The following is an 855-nucleotide window of genomic DNA, read 5'->3' as shown; positions in this document are numbered from 1 at the left end:
TGACCCGCACGTTCAGGCTGTCATCTTCGCCATAGTCGCGCTTGACCTGCAATTCGGTCAGGTCGTTTTCCCGCAGCAGTTCGGCCAGGGCCTTGATGAACGCAACGTCCTGCTCGCGTGTAGTGTCTGCCATGATCTCCTCGATCGTTGCTGAGGGGCCCGTCTGGGTGCGGGCTTTGGAATGCTGAGCAGCTTATAGGGCAACGAGACCGGCGTGAAAAGCGGCCTTGAGGCGGCGCGGATCGTTTGGCAGCGACGACCGCGCGTCAGGACTGTTCGAGGTCGCGGGCCTGGCGTTCGAGGATTTCCATGATCTTGCGCTGCAGCGCCGAGGGTGGCGCGCTGGGTTCCTCGCCCCCAAGGCCCAGTTGCGACGCGCCGGTGCCCTGCTGATCCGAAACCGGCGCGACCTGCGTGTCACGCCCACCCGCGGGAGGATCGGCGGGCAGCGCGGCAGGATGGCCGGTCATCTGCTGGGCCACCACGGGTATCCCGTAGGAAACGTACATCTGTTTGCTCCATTGCGGTTGCGGGAGCCCTCACCCGGATCTCACGATGGCGCGCAGGCGTTAACATAAGGATAAGGGCGGCTCGCGCCGCCCCGGCTTTTGCCTCGGATTGTCGCAACCGCGCCACCGCCCGGGCGGTGGCGCCGGAGCCTCGGATCAGCCCTGGCCGATCCTGGGCTCGGTCCCGGAGCGGATGCGGGCGATATTGGCGCGGTGACGCCAATAAACCAGCAGCGTCAGCACCAGCCCCAGCAGCACGGTCTCGCCATAGCCCAGCACAAAGGCCCAGATTGTGGAACTGGCGGCGGCGACCAGCGCGCCGACCGAAGAGATCTTGCGGGTCAGC

At 66.1% G+C, this 855-nt stretch carries 2 protein-coding genes and 1 pseudogene; all 3 read right to left on the bottom strand.

Annotated features, from left to right (window positions below; genetic code table 11):
• Window positions 1-133 (bottom strand): annotated as a pseudogene (locus tag CVM52_RS27900) (acetyl-CoA carboxylase, biotin carboxyl carrier protein); the annotation flags it as partial.
• Window positions 134-266: 133 nt separating this feature from the next.
• Window positions 267-509 (bottom strand): hypothetical protein, encoded by a 243-nt coding sequence (locus CVM52_RS26070; protein WP_133120019.1) that lies wholly within the window; start codon window positions 507-509, stop codon window positions 267-269.
• A 156-nt stretch (window positions 510-665) separates the two neighbouring features.
• On the bottom strand, window positions 666-855 hold a 190-nt coding region (locus tag CVM52_RS26065), incomplete at its 5' end, for a glycerol-3-phosphate acyltransferase (protein WP_205965041.1).

This window comes from Pseudooceanicola lipolyticus (assembly GCF_002786325.1).
Taxonomy (GTDB): domain Bacteria; phylum Pseudomonadota; class Alphaproteobacteria; order Rhodobacterales; family Rhodobacteraceae; genus Pseudooceanicola_C; species Pseudooceanicola_C lipolyticus.
This window is presented reverse-complemented; position numbering and strand designations above follow the sequence as displayed.

What these genes read in the sequence shown, in the direction of transcription:
- CVM52_RS26070 (WP_133120019.1), bottom strand. Translation starts at nt 509, where the DNA reads ATGTACGTTTCCTACGGGATACCCGTGGTGGCCCAGCAGATGACCGGC.